General features: G+C 68.2%; 14 protein-coding genes. 9 read left to right on the forward strand and 5 right to left on the reverse strand.

All coding sequences use genetic code 11. The features are described 5' to 3' along the window. The first annotated feature begins 8 nt into the window (after nt 1-8). From AB0M48_RS42115 to AB0M48_RS42125, 3 genes are all read left to right on the forward strand, one after another. On the forward strand, nt 9-1,082 hold the full coding sequence (locus tag AB0M48_RS42115) for a serine hydrolase domain-containing protein (RefSeq protein WP_363853885.1): 1,074 nt from the start codon (nt 9-11) through the stop codon (nt 1,080-1,082). An 81-nt stretch (nt 1,083-1,163) separates the two neighbouring features. Further along, nucleotides 1,164-2,255: a serine hydrolase domain-containing protein gene (locus AB0M48_RS42120; protein ID WP_363853888.1), complete on the forward strand. Its 1,092-nt coding sequence runs from the start codon at nt 1,164-1,166 to the stop codon at nt 2,253-2,255. Nucleotides 2,256-2,257: 2 nt separating this feature from the next. Continuing rightward, nucleotides 2,258-3,322: a serine hydrolase domain-containing protein gene (locus tag AB0M48_RS42125; RefSeq protein WP_363853891.1), complete on the forward strand. Its 1,065-nt coding sequence runs from the start codon at nt 2,258-2,260 to the stop codon at nt 3,320-3,322. Nucleotides 3,323-3,384: 62 nt separating this feature from the next. Here the strand turns inward: AB0M48_RS42125 and AB0M48_RS42130 are convergent, their stop codons facing one another. Further along, nucleotides 3,385-4,992 (reverse strand): glycosyl hydrolase family 18 protein, encoded by a 1,608-nt coding sequence (locus tag AB0M48_RS42130; RefSeq protein ID WP_363853894.1) that lies wholly within the window; start codon nt 4,990-4,992, stop codon nt 3,385-3,387. 236 nt (nt 4,993-5,228) lie between these two features. Here AB0M48_RS42130 and AB0M48_RS42135 point away from each other — a divergent pair, with 236 nt between their 5' ends. The 3 genes from AB0M48_RS42135 to AB0M48_RS42145 are packed head-to-tail and all read left to right on the forward strand — an operon-like array spanning nt 5,229 to nt 6,965. Then, nucleotides 5,229-6,059 carry a helix-turn-helix transcriptional regulator gene (locus AB0M48_RS42135; protein WP_363853897.1) on the forward strand — a complete coding sequence of 277 codons (831 nt, stop codon included), beginning with the start codon at nt 5,229-5,231 and terminating at the stop codon, nt 6,057-6,059. Nucleotides 6,060-6,076: 17 nt separating this feature from the next. Then, nucleotides 6,077-6,256, forward strand: coding sequence for a DUF397 domain-containing protein (locus tag AB0M48_RS42140; RefSeq protein WP_363853970.1), 180 nt, complete (start codon nt 6,077-6,079; stop codon nt 6,254-6,256). 43 nt (nt 6,257-6,299) lie between these two features. Beyond that, nucleotides 6,300-6,965 (forward strand): HAD family phosphatase, encoded by a 666-nt coding sequence (locus AB0M48_RS42145; RefSeq protein ID WP_363853900.1) that lies wholly within the window; start codon nt 6,300-6,302, stop codon nt 6,963-6,965. Here AB0M48_RS42145 and AB0M48_RS42150 read toward each other — a convergent pair. After that, a complete protein-coding gene (locus AB0M48_RS42150) occupies nt 6,955-9,363 on the reverse strand; it encodes a tetratricopeptide repeat protein (RefSeq protein ID WP_363853902.1) in 2,409 nt (802 codons plus the stop codon). The two genes, AB0M48_RS42145 and AB0M48_RS42150, sit on opposite strands and share 11 nt — an antisense overlap. Before the next feature lie 204 nt (nt 9,364-9,567). Between AB0M48_RS42150 and AB0M48_RS42155 the strand changes: the two genes are divergently transcribed. Together AB0M48_RS42155 and AB0M48_RS42160 are read left to right on the forward strand one after the other, a co-directional pair. Next, complete coding sequence (locus tag AB0M48_RS42155) at nt 9,568-10,281, forward strand: response regulator transcription factor (RefSeq protein ID WP_319988517.1); 714 nt, start codon at nt 9,568-9,570, stop codon at nt 10,279-10,281. Nucleotides 10,282-10,423: 142 nt separating this feature from the next. Further along, the gene (locus AB0M48_RS42160) at nt 10,424-11,284 is read left to right on the forward strand and encodes an AlkA N-terminal domain-containing protein (protein ID WP_363853905.1); all 861 of its coding nucleotides are present in this window, start codon (nt 10,424-10,426) and stop codon (nt 11,282-11,284) included. Here the strand turns inward: AB0M48_RS42160 and AB0M48_RS42165 are convergent. Continuing rightward, a complete protein-coding gene (locus tag AB0M48_RS42165) occupies nt 11,190-12,137 on the reverse strand; it encodes a serine/threonine-protein kinase (protein WP_363853907.1) in 948 nt (315 codons plus the stop codon). The genes AB0M48_RS42160 and AB0M48_RS42165 overlap by 95 nt on opposite strands. A 107-nt stretch (nt 12,138-12,244) precedes the next feature. Further along, nucleotides 12,245-13,627 carry an N-6 DNA methylase gene (locus AB0M48_RS42170; RefSeq protein WP_363853909.1) on the reverse strand — a complete coding sequence of 461 codons (1,383 nt, stop codon included), beginning with the start codon at nt 13,625-13,627 and terminating at the stop codon, nt 12,245-12,247. Between the two features lie 52 nt (nt 13,628-13,679). Here AB0M48_RS42170 and AB0M48_RS42175 point away from each other — a divergent pair, with 52 nt between their 5' ends. Next, on the forward strand, nt 13,680-14,375 hold the full coding sequence (locus AB0M48_RS42175) for a protein phosphatase 2C domain-containing protein (RefSeq protein ID WP_363853912.1): 696 nt from the start codon (nt 13,680-13,682) through the stop codon (nt 14,373-14,375). A 90-nt stretch (nt 14,376-14,465) separates the two neighbouring features. Here AB0M48_RS42175 and AB0M48_RS42180 read toward each other — a convergent pair whose 3' ends face one another. Next, nucleotides 14,466-16,238, reverse strand: coding sequence for an alpha/beta hydrolase (locus tag AB0M48_RS42180; RefSeq protein WP_363853915.1), 1,773 nt, complete (start codon nt 16,236-16,238; stop codon nt 14,466-14,468). Nucleotides 16,239-16,388: the final 150 nt, after the last annotated feature.

The following is a 16,388-nucleotide window of genomic DNA, read 5'->3' on the forward strand; positions in this document are numbered from 1 at the left end:
GTGCGGGCATGGGGATCAAGACCATCGTCGCCCTGACCGCGGCCTGCCTGCTCGTCACCGGGGGCACCGCGCTCGCGAGTACCGACCGCAAGATCGTCCAGGAAGGCCTGGACGACTGGATCAGGGCCGGCACGCTCGGCACCCAGATCCGCGTCACCAGCGGGAAGGAGCAGTTCACCGCCCGTTCCGGCGTGGCGGAGCTGAACACGACCAGGCCCGTTCCGCTCAACGGGAAGTTCCGCGCGGGCAGCATCACGAAGACCTTCGCCTCCACCGTCGTGCTCCAGCTCGCCGGTGAGGGCGAGGTCGTGCTGGACGCGCCGGTCGAGCGCTACCTGCCGGGCCTGGTCGACAGCCGCATCACCGTCCGCGACCTGCTCCAGCACACCAGCGGCCTCTACAACTTCACCAAGACCGTGCAGCTGGAGCCGGACGTGTTCGAGCCGATCCGGTACCGGCACTGGACGCCGGCGGAGATCGTCCAGATCGCCACCGGCAGGCCGCTGGACTTCGAGCCGGGCACGCGGTTCAGCTACTCCAACACGAACTACGTCGTCGTCGGCCTGCTGATCGAGAAGCTCACGGACAGGAGCTTCGAGCACGAGGTCAAGCGGCGCATCCTCGCACCGCTCCGGCTGACCGACACCGACCTGCCGACCCGCGACGTGAACATTCGCGGCCCGCACGCGCACGGCTACTGGCGCTACAACGGAGAGCCGTCCGACATCACGCGGTTCAACCCCTCTGTCGCATGGGTGGCCGGCCACGTCGTGTCGACGACGAAGGACCTCGACACGTTCGTCGACGCGCTCATCGACGGCAAGCTGCTCAAACCCGCTCAGCAGCGCGAACTCCTCAAGACCACGGCCATCAGCCCGAACTACGGCCTGGGCCTGGAGGTCGAGACCCTGGGCTGCGGGACCACCGTCGTGGGCCACAACGGCGGCACGCCCGGCTACCTGTCGTCCATGGCCACCAGCACGGACACGCGCAAGCGCATGACGATGAGCGCGACCACCGGACCTGACCAAGGCAACCCCGGCGAGGGCTTCGACAAGATCATGAACGCCGTCTTTTGTTGATGTTTCTCAGCCAAACCCCTAGGGCCTTCGTACGACTGAAGGTGGATGCGGGTTGATGCCCCGCATCGACAGGGTGTGGGTATGGGGAATCGATTGGTAGCCACAGTCACCGCAGCGAGCCTGCTGACTCTGACCACCGCGGGAGTCGCGTCGGCGGACACGTCGAGCGTGGACCGCGCGGTCGTCCAGCAGGCCCTGGACCAGATCACGCGGAGCGGGGCGGCCCTGGGCGTGCAGGCCAGAGTCACGGACGGGCGGCAGCGCTTCACCGCCGGCTCCGGCAAGGCCGAACTGAACAGCGACAGGCCGGTGCCGCAGAACGGCCGGTTCCGCGTCGGCAGCATCACCAAGACGTTCGTGTCCACGGTGACGCTGCAACTCGCCGGCGAGGGCAAGATCGACCTGGACGCCCCGGTCGTCCGCTACCTGCCCGGCCTGATCGACGGCCGCATCACCGTCCGCCAGGTCCTGCAGCACACGAGCGGGCTCTTCAACTACACCGGCGCGTTGCCGCTGAGCCCGGAGGAGTTCGAGCAGATCCGCTACAAGAGCTGGTCACCGCAGGAACTCCTCGCGCTCTCGACGTCCAAGCCGCTCGACTTCGAGCCCGGCACGAAGTGGAGCTACTCCAACACCAACTACGTCGTCGCCGGTCTGCTGATCGAGAAGATCACCGGCAGGCCGTACGAGAAGGCCGTCGAGCAGCGGATCCTGAAGCCGTTGCGCCTCAACGACACCGAGGTGCCCGGCGACAAGGCCGGCATCAGCGGCCCGCACGCCCGCGCCTACTGGACCGTCGCGGGCAAGCCGTCCGACATCACCCGCATCAACCCGTCGGTCGCCTGGGCGGCCGGTGAGATGATCTCCACGACGCGCGACCTGGACACGTTCGTCACGGCGTTGTCGAGCGGCAAACTGCTCAAGCCCGCGCAGCAGCAGGAGATCAGCAGGACGACGGCCGTGAGCCCCGAGTACGGACTCGGCCTGCAGGTGCAGACGCTGCCGTGCGGCACCAAGGTGTGGGGTCACGGTGGCGGCATCCCCGGCTACTCGTCGGAGATGATGACCACGCCCGACAGCAAGAAGCGCTTCGAGCTCAACGCCACCAGCGGTCCCACCCAGGGCGACCCCGGTGACGCCTTCACCAAGCTCCTGACCGAGGTGTTCTGCTGATCATGAAACTCGTAGCCGCACTCACCGCGGCCACCCTGCTCGCCACGGCCGGTGTCGCTTCGGCGGCACCGGCCCGGCAGGGTGCCGTGCAGGAGATCATCGACCAGCTCACGACGTCCGGTGGCGCACTGGGCATCCAGGCGCGGATCAACGGGCGCGACACCGTCCGCTCCGGTGTCGCCGAGCTGGGCTCGCGCAAACCCGTGCCGCACAACGGAACCTTCCGCGCCGGCAGCGTCACCAAGCCGTTCGTGTCGACCGTGGTGCTGCAGCTCGCGGGGGAGGGGAAGCTCGGCCTGGACGCGCCGGTGTCGCGTCACCTGCCCGGCCTGGTCGACGACCGCATCACCGTCCGGCAGGTGTTGCAGCACACCAGCGGCCTCCACAACTACACGGACTCGATGCCGCTCGACCCGGCCGGGTTCCCGGCGATCCGCTTCAAGACCTGGACGCCGCAGGAGCTGCTCGCGATCTCCACGAGCAAGCCGCTGGACTTCGAGCCCGGCACGAAGTGGAGCTACTCCAACGCGAACTACGTCGTGGCGGGTCTGCTGATCGAGAAGGTCACCGGCAGGCCGTACCAGCAGGCGGTCGAGCAGCGGATCATCAAGCCGTTGCGGCTCAAGGACACCGTGCTGCCCAGGAACTCGGTGGAGGTGCCCGGCCCGCACGCGCACGGTTACTTCCCCGATGCCTCCGGCAAGCCCGTGGACGTCACGCGGCTCAGCCCGTCGTGGGGCTGGGCGGCGGGGGAGATGATCTCGACGACCCGCGACCTGGACACGTTCCTGACGGCCCTGCTGGCCGGAAAGCTGCTCAAACCCGCGCAGCAGCAGGAATTGACGAAGACGTCGGCGGTGAGCCCCGGTTACGGTCTGGGCCTCGCGGTTGCGTCGTTGCCCTGCGGCACGAAGGTCTACGGCCACGACGGCCAGATCCACGGCTACGGGACGATGATGGTCGGCACGCCGGACGGCGAACGTCTCGAACTGTCGCTCACCGAGGCCGCCGACGGCGGTACCCCTGGCGACGGCTACCGCAGGCTGCTGGACCAGGTGTTCTGCTGATTTTCGGGCAAAACAAAAGGGGAGCTGGGTTGACCCAGCTCCCCTCCCGGCGTTTAGAAGGACTACCCGAGGGCGTTCTTCATCGCTGTGATCAACTCACCGTTCGCGGTGTCACCGTTGAGCTCCCAGAAGAACGCGCCGCCGAGACCCTGGCCGCGTGCCCACTGGATCTTGCTGGTGATCGTCTGCGGGGTGTCGTAGCTCCACCACTCGCCGTTGCAGAACGCGTAGGCCGTGCCGGCGATGGTGCCGGTGGCGGGGCACTTGGTCTTCAGGACCTTGTAGTCCTCGATGCCCGCCTCGAAGGTGCCCGGAGCCGGACCCGTCGCCGTGCCACCGGGGGCAGCCTGCGTCACACCGGTCCAGCCGCGGCCGTAGAAGCCGATGCCGAGCAGGAGCTTGCTGGCCGGAATGCCCTTGGAGCGCAGCTTCGAGATCGCGGCCTCGGAGTTGAAGCCGGCGGTCGGGATGCCGGTGTACGACGTCAGCGGGGAGTGCGGAGCCGTCGGGCCCTTGGCCGCCCACGCACCGAAGTAGTCGTACGTCATGACGTTGAACCAGTCCTGGAACGGCGCCGCGCCACCGTAGTCAGCCGCGTCGATCTTGCCGCCGTCGGAGCCGTCAGCGGTGATCGCCGAGGTGACGAGGTAGTTCGGGCCGAACCGCTCGCGCAGCTTCTGCATCATGTTCTTGTATGCCGCGAAGCCACTGGTGTCGCACGACAGACCACACGCGTTCGGGTACTCCCAGTCGATGTCGATGCCATCGAACAGGCTCGCCCAGCGCGGGTCCTCGAGCAGGTTGTAGCAGGAGTCGACGAACGTCTGCAGGTTCCTCGACGCCTCACCGAAACCACCGGACCAGGTCCAGCCACCGAACGAGTAGAGCACCTTGAGGTGCGGGTACTTCTTCTTGAGCTTCATCAGCTGGTTGAAGTTGCCGCGCACCGGCGCGTCCCAGGTGTCAGCGACGCCGTCGACGCTCTCCGCCGCCGTCATCGACTTCTCGATGGCGGGGTAGGCCTCACCGATGGTGCACTTGCCGCCGGTCACGTTGCCGAACGCGTAGTTGATGTGCGTGAGCTTCGATGCCGAACCCGAGGTGTCGATGTTCTTCACCTGGTAGTTGCGCGCCGGGTACACGCCCCACTCCGCGAAGTAGCCCAGGTTGATCTTCCCCGGAGGCGGGGGCGGGCCGGTCGTCGTCGTCGTGGTCGTCGTGGTGGTGGTCGTGGTCGTGGTGGTCGTCGTCGGGTCGACCCCGCCGGCGTCGCACGAGGCACCGTTGAGCTTGCAGTTGGTCGGCGCACCGAACGTGCCGGAGTAGGAGCCGTTGAAGCCGAAGCTCACCGACCCGCCGACACCGATGCTGCCGTTCCAGGTGTTCTTGACCGTGACCGTCTGGCCGCTCGTCGTGTACGAGCCGTCCCAGAGCGAGGTGACCTTGTGGTTGGCGGGCAGCGTGAACTCGACGGTCCACGCGGTCAGGGCCGCCGCGCTGTTGTTCTTGATCGTGTACTTGCCCTCGAAGCCCGTTCCCCAGTCAGAACCCTTGGAGAACGTGGCGGAAACGCCACCGGCACCGCTAGCAGCGGGGACGACGACGATTCCGAGGACCATCGCGGCGACAGCCGCGAAGAGAGCAGCTAGATGCCATCGGGACTTGGACATCGGTCTCCTCAGTCGCAGGGGGTGCCAGAACGATGTGGTCCAGACCACTCGAAGGTCAAGGTCTAGACCTCTGCCGTCACTCGAATGGAGCAGTTCGAAAACGGTTTAGTAGGGATCCGACGTCCAGTTCCGGTCTAGTTGGTTAACCATTGGAGGGGTTCCGAGACGAACTCCCTTCGGGTCGAGTTTCGCCTGGGCCACTGCACAAAGAGGACGGTCGGCCCTAACTTCGTTCCATGCCAAAGCGTTTCTCCACGGCGCGCGGGCGCGAGTTCGGCGACGCGGTACGAGCCGCGCTGTCCGCCACGGGCATGACCGCGCGCGAGATCTGCGAGAAGATCGACTGGGACCCAGGGAAGTTGTCCGACCTCGTCAACGGCAAGGGCGGCTGCTCAGAGGTGGACCTGGCCGTCCTTCTCGGCTTCTGCCGCACACCGCCGGAAGAACGTGAGCACCTGCTCCGGATCTACCGCCAGACGGACACGAAGGACTGGTGGCAGCACCACGGTGACCACCAGCCGATCCTCCCGCGCACCTGGTTCGAGCACTTGAAGAAGGCCAAGAAGTTCATCAGCTGGAACCCCCTGCTGGTTCACGGTCTCTTGCAGGTGTCGGATTACATCCGGGCGGTGATCCTCGCCAGCGCGAACGTTCCCAGTGAGGAAGTCGAGCAGCGTGTTGCCGCTCGAATGGCGATGCAGGACGTGTTCAGACAGCGCCTCGACTGCACCTTCTACGTCCATGAGCAGGCACTGTTGCTGCCGGTGGGAGGCACGGACGTGCTCAAGGAGCAGCTTCACCACCTGTTGAGGATGTGGGTTCGGCCCTACATCACCATTCGGATCGTCCCGATCTCGGTCGGGGCGCACCCTGGGTTCGGCGGTGCGTTCGATCTGATGACGTTCGACAGGTACGAGTCCATGGTCTTCCTTGACACTGAGAACTCCACTCTCATCGTCGAGGGCGTGAAGGCCGTTGGTGGGCACGACACCGTGCTGAAGTCGCTCGATCGCATCGCGTTGGATGCGGAAGAATCGCGAAGGAGGATCGAAGAGCTAGCGGGCTAGAAGGAGTCGCGTTGACCATGTGGCGTAAGAGCACCTACAGCGCACAGGGGCAGAGTTGCGTTGAAGTAGCGACTGGCGTCGGCATCCGCGACACCAAGGCGCCCATCACCCACCTTGCTGTGGCGCCCGGCTCGTGGTCCGCGTTCCTGCTCTCCGTGAAGGGCGGCAAGTTCGCACCATCGGGTCAAACCGGCTAGTCCGCCGAGCGTCCCGGCGCGTCCTGCCCCAACCATGATCGACGTGACGCTTCTCGCGACCGTCTTCAACCTCGACGACACCCTCGTGGACAGCGCGACGACCTGGAACCAGGTCATCGGCGCTGTCGCGGCCCGCCACGACCTCTCCTGGACCCGCGCCGACTGGGCCGCGATCCAGGGCAGGACGAGCTGGGGTGCCTACCTCGCCGACCGGTGCGACGGTCTCACGCCGGAACGCGCCATGTCGGAGTGCGTGGACGGCATGGTCGACGCGATCGCGCGCGGGACGTTCGGGCTTCAGCCGGGCGCCGCTGAACTCGTCGCCCTCGCGGCGGAACTCGGTGCCGTCGGGCTGGTGTCGGCGGCACCGCGACGGTACGTGCGGGCTGCCGCGTCGGCGTCCGGGCTCCTGCGGCACGTGCAGGTGATCGTGAGCGGCGAGGAGGTCGCGAACGGCAAACCTTCGCCGGACCCGTACCTGGTGGCCGCGCGGAAGCTGGGGCTGGAGCCCGCGCAGTGCCTCGCGGTCGAGGACTCCGGGCCGGGCATCCGCTCGGCGCACGCGGCCGGGATGACGGTCCTCGCCATTCCCGGCACGACCACCGACTTCGAGGCGCTCAGGCTCGCCGCCGGCCAGGCCGCCGACGCCAGGCTGGCGACGAAGGCGATGTGTCAGCTGTGGGTGAAGGTCTACGCGCTCAGCCGATAGCGCGCTCCGCACCCCAGGCCGCGATGTCCTCCCGGCTCTGCAGCCCCAGCTTGTCCCGCAGCCGCTGCAGCCGGGAGGCCACGGTCCGCACGGACACGTTGAGCCGGTTCGCGATCTGCTGGTTCGTGAGCCCGCTCGCCAGCAACGCGACCACCCGCCGCTCGTGGTCGTCGAGCGAGCCGAACGCCGCCTCGGTGCGGTCCAGCCACACCTCGTCCTGGATGAACGCCTCGGTGTCGGCGGCGGTCAACGGAGTCGCCGCGGCCTCCGCGCGCGCGGCGGGCAGCATCAGCCGTGCGGTGCGCATGGCCCCAGCGACCTTCTCCGCCCAGAACGGATTCGGCACCACACCGACAGACCGGCGCATGGCCCGTCCGGTCGCTTCGAGCCGTAGCGCGCGCTCGGCCTGACCGCGCGTCAAGGCGACCACGGCGAGACCTTCCAGGGCGTCGGGAGCGGTCAACGGGTTGAGACCGTCCATTCGCAACGCCTCCTGGAAGGCGTGTGTGGCTTCGTCCAGATCGCCCTGCACCAACGCGACGGCGCCGCGTGTGTTGAGAGCGGAGGCGATGCGCGCGGGAACGCCCGACGCGCGCGAGATGGGCAACGCGGACATGACGCTCTTCTCGGCACGTTCGTGCTTGCCCAGCGACAACGCCGTGCGCGCCAGATCGACCAACGCCGTCGCACGCGCGAGGGGCTCGCCGAGCAACTCCGCGACGCGCAGGCACTCGGTGTTGTTCTCGACCGAGGCCTCCCACTCGCCGGACGACTGCTGGACCGCCGCCAGCGTGCTGCGGCTGCTCATCACCAGCGCGGGCTGCCCGATGTCCCTGACCAGCCGCGACGCCTCGGCGGAGAGTTCGGCGGCCTCGTCGTGGTCGCCCTGCTCGGCCGCGAACCGGGCGGCGTGGTTCAGCGCCACGCAGCGGTAGTCGTCCCGAGTGGACGGCCGGCGCAGCGCGTCCCGCAGCATCACGCGCGCCTGGCCGAGCAGCCCGCGTCGCGCGGTGCAGTCCGCCAGGGCCGCGGTGAGCAGCAGCAACCGTTCGTCGGCGCGATCGGCCGCCCACTCGACGGTGCCGAGCAGGCTGTCGACGTGGTTGTCCAGCTTGTGCTGCACGTCCGCGGGCATCGACAGCGGCGCAGTGATCAGCACGTCGGAGAGGTCCGTGAACCAGCGGGCCAGCGCCTCGTAGGCGATGTCCAGCTCACCGGCGGCCAGCAGCTTCTCCCTGGCGTGCAACCGGATCGTCTCCAGCTGGCGGAACCTCGTCGTGCCGGGGATGGCCGCCAGCAACGACTTGGCCTGCAGTCGTGACAGCACGTCCAGGACGGGCTCCGCGGAGCGTTCCGACGAGCAGACCTCGTTGGCCGCGGCCAGGTCGAAGCCGCCGTCGAAGACGGACAGCCGCCGCAGCGCGAACTGCTCGTCCGGCTGCAGCAGCTGGTAGCTCCAGTCGATGGCCTCGCGCAGCGAACTCTGGCGCGACGGCGACTTGCGGCAGCCCAGCGTCAGCAGCTCCAGCGGCTCGTCCATGCGGTCGCAGATCGCCGCGACCGGCAACAACTGCACCCAGCGCGCGGCCAATTCGATCGCGAGCGGCATGCCTTCCAGCCGTGCGCACAACAGCGCGACCGCGGCCGTGTCGTCGAGGCTCAGCCGGAAGTCGGGCTTGCGCTCACGAGCCCTGTCCACGAACAGCTTCACGGCCTCCGAGCGCGGCGCCGCCGTCGTGACCAGGTCCCGATCCGTGGAGGGGACGGGCAGACCCTCGACGTGGAAGCTCACCTCGCCGGTGATCCACAGGGCTTCGCGTGACGTCGCGAGCACCCGGACGCCGGGGCAGCGGTTGAGCAGCATGTCGGTGAGTTCGGCGCACGTGTCGAGGAGGTGCTCGCAGTTGTCGAGGACCACGAGCACTTTCATGTTCACGAGCGTCTCGACCACGGTGTCGCGCAACGGTTCGTCGGACTGGACGGTGACCCCGAGCGCGTCAGCGAGGGCGGGCATGACGTCTCGGGAAGCGGTGATCTCGCCCAGCGCGACCAGGAGGACCCGGTCCGTTCGTCCGCGTCGCAACCTTCCCGCGGCCTCCAGCGCGAGCCTCGTCTTGCCCGCACCCGCACTGCCGACGAGCGTAACGAGACGATGCCTGCGCAACAGCTGGTCGAGCTTCGACAGCTCCTGCTGGCGGCCGACGAACGTGTCGCGAGCGGCGGGCAGGTTCGAGAGCACGCGCACGTTCTGCCTGGTGACGGGCGTCGCCGTGGAAACGGTGACCCGCCGGCGATACGCCCGTTGTCGGCATGCGTTGGAGCAGTAGGACCTGCGTTGTTCGGAGGTGGCGGGAGGCATCGTGCCGTCGCATAGTGCGCAACGCCCGTTGCTGGTCATAGGTCCCTCTCCTCAAGCCGTAACGGCAGGAAGTTCCTGTCTCGGTCCGGCGTCCTCGCAGGTCGTGTGCGGTGACCCGTCATGTGCACCCCGTTACGCCTCCGTGTGCGTGAGACGGTTCGCAACCTCTTCGTTATGCCTGCCTTCCCGTACGCCTCGTTCGGGAACAAACTGGTGACTGGTCCGGTCTGACAGGGAGTGCGCATGACGTTGACGACGAGCACCTCGTGGGCGAGCGCAGGTCTGCAACTGGTGGACAAACCGCGCACGATCACCGTCGGCATCGCCGACGACGAGGTTCTGATCCGCACGGGAGTCCGCGGTGTGCTGGAACGCGCCGGCAACGTCGTGGTGGTCGGCGAGGCCGGTGACGGTGGTGGAGCGCTCGAACTCGCGCGGCGCCAACGCCCGCAGGTGTTGCTGATGGACGCTTCCATGCCCGGCATGGAAGGCCTCGCGGCGGTGCGGATGGTGCGCAGGCACGTGCCGGGCACGCAGGTGATCATGCTGTGCACGCCGCACACCGAGGAGATGCTCTTCCCCGCGTTGCGCGCCGGCGCGGCGGGATTCCTGTTCAAGAACGGCGAACCCGACGCGTTGGTGAACGCCGTGCGCGCCGTCGCCGCCGGAGAGGCGATCCTCTCGCCGTCCGCGACGCGTGCGTTGATCGACCACTTCACCGGCGCCGACTCGGAACGCCGTGACGCCGCACGCAGCCGCATCAGCCTGCTCACCCGACGCGAGCAGGAAGTGTTGGTGTACCTGGCGCAGGGCATGGCGAATGCACGGATCGCACGGCTCATGTACCTCTCAGAAGGGGCTATCAAAGCCCACGTCAGCCGACTGCTGACGAAACTTCGGTGCGACAACCGCGTCCAAGCCGCTCTCATCGCACGCGACGCCGCCCTTCCATGCTGAAACCGACAACTCTTGCCACGGCGCGACGGTCAGCCTAGCCACGGATTTTCGCGCCGCGAAGCAGGTCACCCGGTTGGCCCCGTCCGGAATGATGTCGCTTTCCCGCCAGCGTCTCGGTTGGAATGGCGTCATGCTGGCGGGTATGCCGCCGGTCACGTTCTCGGAAAAGTTGCACTTTCAAGCACCTCTGTGTCCTGACAACCTGTTCGGCCACCTCATCGCCACCGCCGTGCCCGGCGTGGAGGAGTGGCGGAACGGTGTCTACCGGCGCACCTTGCGGCTTCCTTGCGGTTTCGGCATCGCGGCTTTGCGACCGTTCCCGGATCACGTCGAGTGCACGCTGGAACTGTCGGATTCTCGCGATTCGGCTAGTGCTCTAGACCTGTGCCGATTTCTACTTGACCTCGACGCCGATCCATTAGTGGTCGATGCGGCTTTGTCCGCGGATCCCCTTTTGGCGCCGTTGGTTTCGGCTGCCCCTGGTCGTCGTGTGCCGCGCACGGTCGACGGCGCGGAGTTCGCTATTCGTGCCGTGCTGGGTCAGCAGGTGTCGACGAAGGCCGCGCGCACGCACGCCGCACGCCTCGTGGCGGCTTTCGGCACGCCGGTGGGCGACCTGTTCCTGTTCCCGCTGTCGTTCGACCCTGCGGCGCTGGCGATGCCCGAGTCCCGCCGCCGCACGATGGCCGCGTTGCTGGGCGCGCTGGAGTCCGGTTTGGACCTGTCTCCCGGCGCGGACCGAGCCGTTGCGCGCGAATGGCTTTCGTCGCTGCCGGGCTTCGGCCCGTGGACCGTCGAGTCGATCCTGATGCGCTCTTTGGGCGATCCCGACGCGTTCCTGCCGACCGACCTCGGCATCCGCCTGGCCGCGGAGGCCCTGGGCCTGCCGACGACGCCCGCGGCGCTGCTCAGGCGTTCGGAGGCGTGGCGACCGTGGCGGGCGTACGCGGTGCAGCACCTGTGGGCGACCGGTGATCACGAGGTGAACCGAATCCCGGCCTGACCTGCACGCTCGAGTACATCGCCGTCGAGCCGTCCCGCACGAAACCGGGCAACGCCGGCGGGTCCTGCGCAAACCCTTGCAGGTCCTCGAAAACCTCCAGCGCCGTTTCCGGCCGCCCGTCGGGCTCCTTGGCCAGCAACCGTTGCACCAACGGGTCGAGCGCGCCCTGGACGGGCCGCGGCGCCTCCTTGACGTGCTTGTCGAACACCGCGTAGGCCGTCGGCCCGGTGAAGAGCTGTTCGCCCGTCAGCATCTCGTGCAGCACGCACCCCAGCGCGTACAGGTCGCTGCGGGGCTCGGCGGTGCCGCGCTGGATCTGCTCCGGCGCCATGTACGAGGGCGCGCCGAGGATCTGCCCGGCCCGGCTGAACGGGGCGACGTCGCTCTCCCGCAGCAGCGCCAGGCCGAAGTCCAGGACCTTCACCGCCCCGTCCGGGCACAGCATCAGGTTGGTGGGCTTGAGATCGCGGTGGCAGATGCCGCGTTCGTGCGCCGCGGCCAGGACCGCGGCGGTCTGCGCGGCGATGTTCGCGGCCCAAGCTTCGGGCAGCGGGCCGAACTCGCCGACCAGGTCCGCGACCGTCACGCCGTCGACGAACTGCATGACCTGGAAGAGGCGCTGCTCGAACGTCCCGAAGTCGTACAGGACGGGCACTCCGGGGTGCTCCAGCCGGGCGACGATCCTCGCTTCGCGCGCGAACCGCTGCGCCACCTCGTCGTCGCTGCCGGGCAGCCGCAGCAGCTTGACCGCGACGCGCCGATCCAGGCGCAGGTCCCGGCCCTTGTGCACGGCGCCCATGCCACCCCGCCCCAGCGGCAGGTCGTCGATCTCATAGCGGTCGGCGATCAGCACCCCGGGAGCCTAACTGCCTTCACCTGTTCGCCGACCCCGCGCTTCCTCGTACGCGAGGCGACCGTAACAGCGTTTCAGGACATCCCGATCGGGTGAATCCGCCGGAATCACGCCGGCGCGACCTGTCCGCTCAGAAGTCCAGTGTAGCCCAAACGAACCAGCGCGGCGGCCTCGTCCAGGCCTGCTTCCAGTGCCTTGAGCTGCGCGAATGCCTGTCCGTACCGCTGTTGTCCCGCCAGCGGCAGCGACGGCACCTGGGTCCGGCGCACGTCGAGGCGGGTCGAGCCGGTCGGCGTCCTGGCGAACGCGGCGCGCAGCACGCCTTCGAGGAAGTCCGGGTCGACCTTGCGCGGATCGATCTCGTAGGTCGCGCCAGTGGGGGACGTGACGACGTGCTTGCCGGGGGCCGCGCGGACCAGCTCGCCGATGGTGGTCATCGGGGGAGCGTCCTGGTGCCGCAACTCGGGCAACGGCGGCAGGCCGAACGTCGGCTGTGCCGCCAGGTAGGCGGACGCGTCGGTGCCGCTGCGGCGGGACGGACTGAGGTCGACGTCGTCGTCGAGCAGGTCGATGACCCTCGTGTTGGGGTCGAGCGGGCCCGGTGCCTCCAGGAGGGCGATGTGTTCGGGCGCGCGGCCGATCGGGTTGCGCAGCAGCCACAGATCGCGCCCAGGCTGCACGGTCATCACCGCGCGCAGCGCCCCGGCGCGCAGCAGGTTGCCGCGGATCCGCTTGCCCGGCCTCCTCGACGCCGCCGCGGACGGCAGCAGCACCGCCACCAGCCCGCCGGGTTTCGCGAGCGACAGCGAGTGCTGCAACCAGGCCAGCTCCGGTTCGCCGCGGGGCGGCAGGCCGTAGGTCCACCGGGCGTCGCCGACCAGTTCCTCGTGCCCCCACGCCCGGTCGTGCCACGGCGGATCGCACACCACCGCGTCGGCCTTCACCTGGACCCCGTTGTGCCGCAACGAGTCGCCGGTGAAGATCTGCGCGGCCGGCATCCGGCGCCGCGCGATGACCGCGGACACGGGATCGAGCTCCTGCCCGATCTTGTTCCGCGCCTTTGACGCCTTCAGCAGACTCCCCGTGCCGCACGCCGGATCGATCACCGTGTCCCCGTCCGTGGTGGCCAGGACGACCTCGACGACCTCGGGCGGAGTGGGGTTCAACAGCCGCGAGTGGGCCTCCAGGTACCGCTCGTGCAGGAACTCGAACGTCTCCGCGTCGGCCTCGACCGCGGCCAGCGCCTCGCCGAGCTTCAGGTCGTCGGCGGTCCGCAGCTGCGTCCACAACCGCTCGGCCGGCGAGACGCGGAACGGCTTGCCGTTGCGCCGAAGCCATGACTCCACGTCGCGCAACAGGTACAACGGACTGGAGGCCGTCCCACCGACCGGCGAGGGGAAGTCCTCGAACCGCCGCCGCCAGTTCGACACGGCCGCCCGCCCCACATCGGCGAGGCGCGCTATGTCACCGGCGTTGACCGTCTCATCCATGTTCACAACCGTATTGCTTGTGAACTCACTTCACAACTGATCTACTGGAGACATGACACACGAGCTGCGCATCGCCGTGGCGACCGATCCTGGGCTCGTTCGCGAGCACAACGAGGATTCGGTCTACGTCCGCGAGGACCTGCAGGCCGTGGCGGACGGCATGGGCGGCCACGAGCACGGTGAAGTGGCCAGCGCGCTCGCGGTGAACGTCCTCGCGAGCTGGGAGGGCGACCTGGGGCCCGCCGTGGCCGAGATCGCGCGCAGACTCGACGCCGAGACGCCCCAGGGCGCCGGCACCACGCTGACCGCGATTCGCTGGGAGGGCCTCGCCTTCCAGCTGGCGCACATCGGCGACTCCCGCGCGTACCTGCTGAGGGAGGGCGAACTCCGCCAGATCTCCCACGACCACACCATGGTCCAGGCTCTGGTGGACGCCGGCCGCATGACGCCCGCGGAGGCACTGGTCCACCCGCGCCGCGCCTACGTGCTGCGCGCTCTGCAGTCCGGCAACTCGCACGACCCGGACCTCACGTGGCACCAGGCCAAGGTCGAGGACCGCTACCTGCTGTGCAGCGACGGCCTGACCGACTACACCGACCTCGGCGACGTCCACGACGTCCTTCTGTCCACAGAGGACGGGACAGAAGCGGCCTGGCAGCTGATCGCGCTGGCGAACGGCAACGGCGGCCCGGACAACATCACCTGCGTCGTCATCGACGTGGTGCGCAAGAAGTGGTGGCAGCGCTAGCAAAACCCGCTGCGGTCCTGGCCGCGGCTGCCCGCAGATGGGAACGGTCCCCGGCACAGCGTGCCGGGGACCGCAGTCCTGCAGGGGGTGTTACAGGTTGGCCGGCATGCCCGACTCGTCGGCACTGGCCGTCGAGGAACCGCTCAGCAGGTCCTTGACGATCTTGTTGGCTTCCTTCACCGCGGGCGTGATCATCTTGATCTTCACCTTGCCGTTGGTGAGCTTGCCGCCGACCTCGAACGTCTTGTCCTCACCGGGCAGCGGGAGCGCCTGGCAGCCGGTGAACTGCTTGCGCGGGGTGGCGCCGGTCTGGAAGAAGAAGACGATCGGGTCGTCGACGCAGTCCGTGTTGTACGGGAACAGGCCGTGCGAGCCCTCGTTGTCGACGCTGATCAGCTTGGCGTTCGGCAGCGCCTTCGCCGTGGCGAGGCCGCCCTCGTAGGCGGTGGCGGCGTCGAGCTCGGACTGCGCGACCAGCAGACGCGGGAACGTCTTCTTGTCCGGCTTCGGCATCGCGTTCTTGGTCGGCCAGTACGCGCACAGCGGCGTGCTCATGAACGGCGCGATGAACGGCGCGTTCACGGTCAGGTCGGCGAGCCAGTAGTTCCAGTAGTGCAGGTTCTGGTTCCACTGACCGTCCTGGCAGCGGATCGCCTCGAACGTCGCGTCCCAGGTCTCGACCTCGGCGGCGGCCGTCGTGGACTTCACCGCGACGCGTTCCTTCTTGGCGATGGCGGCGAGCGCGTTGGCCTTGGCCTTCGCGATGAACGCCTTGTTCTCGTCGGTGAGGCCCTTGGTGGCCAGCATCTTCGAGACGAGCTGCTCGACCTTCTCCGCGTCGGTGCCGGTGGCGGCCGGGGTGCCGATCACCGCGGACACCGCGGCGGCGGCGGTCGGGTACTGGCTCGTGTCGTACATGGCCGGGATCACGAACCACGCGACGAACAGCTGGCCCAGGAACTCACGGGTGCCGCCGGCCTTCTCCCAGTTGCGGCGGATCTCCATCGGGTCGGTGCCCTGGGCGTACTCGGCGTCGTTGCGCGCCATGTACGGCAGCAGCGCCTCCTGGAACTGGCGGTCGCGGGTGCGCGGCTGCAGGTCCCAGGTGTTCTCGAGCGTCGTCTGCGAGGCGTCGACGGCCGAGTCGAGCAGGAAGCGGTGCGCCTTGCTCGGGAACGTGGCGGCGTACCAGGTGCCGAGCCACGTGCCGTAGGAGTAGCCGATGTAGCTCATCTTCTTCTCGCCGAGCACGACGCGGATGAAGTCCATGTCGTATGCGGTCTGCTCGGTGGTGATGAACTTGGTCAGCGGGTTCTCGAGGCAGCCGTCGACCTTCGCCTTGTTCAGCACGTTGATGTCAGTGCTGTTCGGGACGGTGTAGCTGCAGGTGAGCGGCGAGGAGAGGCCGACACCGCGCGGGTCGAAGCCGATGAAGTCGTACTGGCCGGCGAGAACCGGGGCGCGCAGCGCCATCGCCGCGCCCCACGGCAGGCCGGAGCCGCCGGGGCCACCGGGGTTGACCAGCGCGATGCCCTGGCGGCTGGTGCCCTTGTACGCGGTCTCGGTCTTGGAGACGCGGATGCCGATCGTGTTGCCGTCGGCCGGGTTGTGCCAGTCGCGCGGGACCTGGATGGTCGCGCAGGCGAGACCCTTGACGGTCTTGAACCTCTTGACGGTCTCCTCTGCCACGCCGGGGAAGGTGCACTCCTCCCAGGTCACCTCCTGCGTGGCGAGGGCACCCGCGAGTGCCTGGGTGTCCGGGTCCTGCTCGGCGGCCGCGCTCGCCGTCGGCGCGAGCACGATGCTCGTCGCGATCAGCGCCCCTGTGACCGCGGCGATGCCGCCTCTGAAGTACTTCCTCACGGTAGATCCCTTCCTGCCCCCGCACGGCCTGGGTAAGACCGCGCTTGCAACAGAGGAGAAGGGAAAAAACTGCGTTTAACACTCTTGGGTGATGGCAGAAAGTCGCCATGTCTGGAAACCGTCACCGATCGTGTTCGCAGAGTGATGAAG

It is taken from the genome of Lentzea sp. NPDC051208 (assembly GCF_040682435.1).
Lineage (GTDB): Bacteria > Actinomycetota > Actinomycetes > Mycobacteriales > Pseudonocardiaceae > Lentzea > Lentzea kristufekii.